The organism is Micromonospora sp. NPDC003776 (genome assembly GCF_053605645.1).
In genome coordinates, this window is the sequence record NZ_JBSGJR010000597.1 from 1 (window position 1) to 4,144 (window position 4,144).

At 75.2% G+C, this 4,144-nt stretch carries 3 protein-coding genes; all 3 read right to left on the reverse strand.

Annotation, left to right across the window (positions count from 1 at the left end; genetic code table 11):
• Positions 1-1,324: O-antigen ligase family protein (locus ACWEVO_RS31645; protein ID WP_452311125.1), on the reverse strand; the 1,324-nt coding region annotated here is incomplete at its 3' end.
• On the reverse strand, positions 1,317-2,255 hold the full coding sequence (locus ACWEVO_RS31650; protein WP_452311126.1) for a glycosyltransferase family 2 protein: 939 nt from the start codon (positions 2,253-2,255) through the stop codon (positions 1,317-1,319). The genes ACWEVO_RS31645 and ACWEVO_RS31650, both read right to left, overlap by 8 nt.
• The gene (locus tag ACWEVO_RS31655) at positions 2,248-3,903 is read right to left on the reverse strand and encodes a lipopolysaccharide biosynthesis protein (protein WP_452311127.1); all 1,656 of its coding nucleotides are present in this window, start codon (positions 3,901-3,903) and stop codon (positions 2,248-2,250) included. Before ACWEVO_RS31655 ends, ACWEVO_RS31650 begins: the two co-directional genes overlap by 8 nt.
• Positions 3,904-4,144: the final 241 nt, after the last annotated feature.

Below are 4,144 nucleotides of genomic sequence, written 5' to 3' on the forward strand. Positions count from 1 at the left end.
GCCCGGCCAGGCGGGACGGGCCGAGCGCGGCCCGGTTCACCGGCCCGGCGACGGCCGCCAGCCCGGCGCCCACCGCGAAGAAGATCAGTGACAGGTTCGGGTCGATGTACGCGTAGACCGGGATGACCACCAGCGCGATCACCGGTACGGTGCTCAGCCAGTGCCCGGCCGGCGACACCGCGGCGGCCAGCCGCCGGGCGACCAGCACCAGCCAGCTCAGGAAGACCAGCAGCGCCGGGATGCCGTGGCTGTAGAGGATCTGCCAGATCAGCCCCTGGGTGCCCAGCGGCTCCTCGGCCAGCGTGGTGTCCACGCTCTTCGGCGCGCCGTAACCGAGCAGCGGCGAGCGTTCCACCGCCTGCCAGGTCCGCACGTACAGGTCCATCCGGTCGACGTTGGTGTCGGTGCTGCTGACCCGGGCGTTGATCATCTCCTGCACCGGGACGACCAGGCTGACGATCCAGACCAGCAGGACCAGCCCGCCGATCGACACGATCAGCCGCGCGTTGCCCCGGACCAGGGCGCGCAGCGCGAGATAGAGCAGGCCGGCGCCGAGGCCGAGGAACATGCCCCGGTTGAGGGTCAGGAACGCCGGCACCACCGACAGCGGCAGGGACACCCACAGCGCCACCCGGAACCGCCCGGTCCGCACCGAGGTCAGGTACGCCAGCACGCAGGGCACCAGCAGCGCGTACGCGGTGCCCCAGTTGTTGGTGTACGGGTACGGCGCGGCGGTGCGGTAGATCGGCGCCCGGGACAGCGGGTTGAACTCGTTGGCGTGCACATGGGTCAGCGCCTGGAGGTACCGCTCGCCGGCCACCCCGGCCGGCAGGGCCAGCTCCACCGGTGTGGTCAGCACGAGGGTGGGCACCAGCACGGCCAGCCAGCCCAGGGCCACGACGCCCAGCCAGTACCAGCCGAGCGGGCGCAGCACCCGGTCCCAGGAGGTGCCCTCGCGGACCAGGGTGTACACGTACACGCAGACCACCAGGGCGGTCACCAGGAAGCCGTAGCGCAGCCCGAAGGTCAGGTACGCGGTGGCCCGGTCCAGTCGGGTGGCGCTGAGCAGCACCAGGATGAGGAAGACCAGCCAGCAGGCGGTGCCGGCGGGCAGCGGCACCCGGCCGCGGGTCACCAGCAGGGCCAGCAGGGCGACGCCGAACACCGACCAGCCGAGATAGAACGCGCCGAGCGCCCACCAGAGCGGCATCAACGCGAACATGGCGGTCAGCGGCCAGACGGGCAGCGGCGGCGGACCGGGCGCGGGCCGCGCGGCGCCGCCGGTCACCGGCCGCGCGGTGGTCCCGGTCGCCCGGTCAGACACCCCGCCCCGTCCGCTGGGCCAGCCGGAGCACCCGCTCCCCGGAGAGCACACCGAGCACCACCGGCACGGTCACCAGGACGCGCTTCTCCCGCGGGTTGAGCCGGAGCACCCGGCCCAGCTCCCGTACCGCCTCCCGGCGCCGGCGCCCGGAGGCGAGGGCGAAGGCGATCTGTCCGTGCAGCCGGGCCAGGCCGGTCGGGCTGCCGGCCAGTTCCGGGTGTTTGTCGATCAGGTAGCGGGTGGCCTCGACGATCATCGCCCAGCGGCCGAAGAAGAACGAGCCGCCGTGCCAGTCGACCACCACGAGCACCTCGGGCACGATGACCACCGGTCCGTGCGCGGCGATCCGGAGCAGCCACTCGTAGTCCTCGCCGTAGCCGCCGGGCAGCTCCTCGTCGACCGGGCCGACCGCGTCCCAGGTGGACCGGGGCAGCAGGATGGTGCTGGAGTGCACCTCCATGATCCGGTCCTCGACGAAGTCGGCGAGAGTCACCTCGGCGCTGTCGAGCTGCCGGTCCTTGGCGATGCCCGGGCCCTGCAGCCGGATGCCGCAGCTGACCGCGGCGGCGTCCGGCCGGGCGGCCAGCAGCTCGACCTGACGGCGCAGCTTGCCGGGCAGCCAGTGGTCGTCGTCGTCGCAGAAGGCCAGCAGGTCGTGGGACGCCTCCGCCGCACCGGTGTTGCGCCCGCCCGGCAGGCCCCGGGAGTGGCTGTTGGTGACGTAGCGCAGCGTCCGGCCGGCCGGCACCGGCACGTCCAGCGGCCGGATGTCGGTGTGGTCGTAGACGACCAGGCACTCCACCGGGCCGGGGTAGTCCTGGTCGAGCACCGCGCCGACGGCCCGTTCCAGCAGGCCCGGACGGTCCCGGGTGGCCACCACCACGGTCACCGGCGGACACGCCGTCGCCGCCGCCCGGTCCTGGTCAGTCACGGTCGCCTCCGGTCAGCACGAATCCGAACGGCTCGACGCCGACCGAGCGCAGCCGCTCGACCAGGCGGGCCAGCTGGGGCAGCCGGGTCCGGTCGCGGGCGGCCACCAGCACCGCCCGGCCCTCCCGCGCGGCCCGTACGCCCCGCTCGTCGTGCAGCGCGGGCGGCGCGTCGAGCAGGGTGAGGCCGTCGCCCGCCGGTGGGGCGTCGAGCGGGACGAGCCGGACGCTGCCCGCGCCGATCCGCAGCTCCTGGCCGTCGGTGCGGGTGGGGGTGCCGGTCCCGGCGGGCCGCGCGGCCGGGATGACCTGGGTGTTGTCCTCGGTGGTGGTGGACCGGTAGACGCCGCCGTTCTTCGCGTCTGCGGTGGGGAACGGGCGCGGCTTGCGCACGGCCGGGATCACCGCGGTCTCCTCCGGGTCGCCGCCGCCCGGGGTGGCGGGGCCACCGGTGCCGACCGGGGTGGCCGCCGGGGCTGGCCGGGGCCGGGGCGGTGTGGCCGGGGCCGGCTCCACCGGCGGGTTGCGGCGCTGGGCGTCCAGCATCAGCGGGCGGATCCGGTCCAGGCTCTCCGGCGTGACCCCCAGCCGCACCTCGTGCCCGCCGGCGGCGAGCACCGCGGCGAGCCCCGCGGTCACCTGCTCGCGCCCCTCGTCGGTGGCGGAGGAGAGCACCACCAGCGGGCCGCGCTGCGGGCCGTCCACCCAGCGGGCCAGGGCCAGGGCGAGATAGCGCAGGTCTGCCTCGTCGGGCTGGCCGCCCCGGGTCCGGCGGACGGTGCCGAGCAGCGGCGCGCCGATCGCGGACACCGCCTCCGTGGTGGTCCGCAGCCGCCGGTCCAGGGATTCCCGGACGAAGGCCACCAGCCCGCCGAGCAGCAGGCCACCGAGCACGCCACCGACGAGCAGCAGCGGGGCGTCGTCCCGGCTGGACGGCACGGGCGCGCGGGCCGCGCTGGTGATCGAGCCGGGGCTGAGGTCCGCGGAGGCGATCTTGGAGCGCTGCTCGGCGAGCGTGGCGAGCTGGTCGTTGAGCGCGCGCAACTGGTCCAGCAGCGCACTGGTCCGCGGCGCGGGATTGTCCGCCGGCTGTTTCTCGGGCAGCGACTTCTGCGTGGTGGTGCGCTGGGCGGTGACCACCGCGATGGTGTCGTCGTACGACTTCAGCACCGCCGCGCGCTGGTTCTCGTAGATGCCCCGCCGCAGGTCCAGGTAGGCCTGGGCCGCCCCGTTCGCGCCGTCGACGGCCTCCCGCTCGCTGTGCGCCGCGTACTCGAAGCGCATCACCTGCCCGCCGACCGGGGTCTCCACCTGCAGCGCGTCGGCCACCTCCTCGGTGTCCCGCCCGGTGATGGCGGCGACCTTGTCGATGACCTCGTTGCTGGTCGCGATGCCGCTCTCGGCCGTCATGTTCACCGCCCGGTCGGCGCCCCCGGAGGGCACCGAGAACGGGTCGGTGACCACCGGCCGGACCACCACCGAGGTGGTGGCGGTGTAGCTGGCGGGCAGCACGAACAGGTAGACCAGCACCGCCACCAGCACCGACGCCGCCAGGGCGAGCACGGTCCGCCACCGTCGCAACGGGATGCGCGCCAGCTCGGCGAGGCCGACCGGGTGCTGCCGGGCGGTGGCGACGTCGGTCACGTCCATGTGTCAGGTCCTTGCGCGCTGAGGGGTGGGTGTCCGGCCCGGGCCGGCGAGGGGGCCGCGGCGGCGGTCTCATTGTCGCCGACCGCGCATCGTGGCGGGGACCACGTCCCGGGGCCGGTTACCGGACGGGGCGCCCGGGTGCCCGGGGGCGCCCGGGGGCCCGCGGGGGGGTTGTGGCGGAGGGGGGGGGGGAGAATAGGGGGGGGGGCGAGCAGATAAACGCGCCGCCCGCGGGGGGCGG

Bases quoted from the DNA above. Each gene is read 5' to 3' on its own strand.
- ACWEVO_RS31655 (WP_452311127.1), bottom strand. From the start codon at position 3,903: ATGGACGTGACCGACGTCGCCACCGCCCGGCAGCACCCGGTCGGCCTC.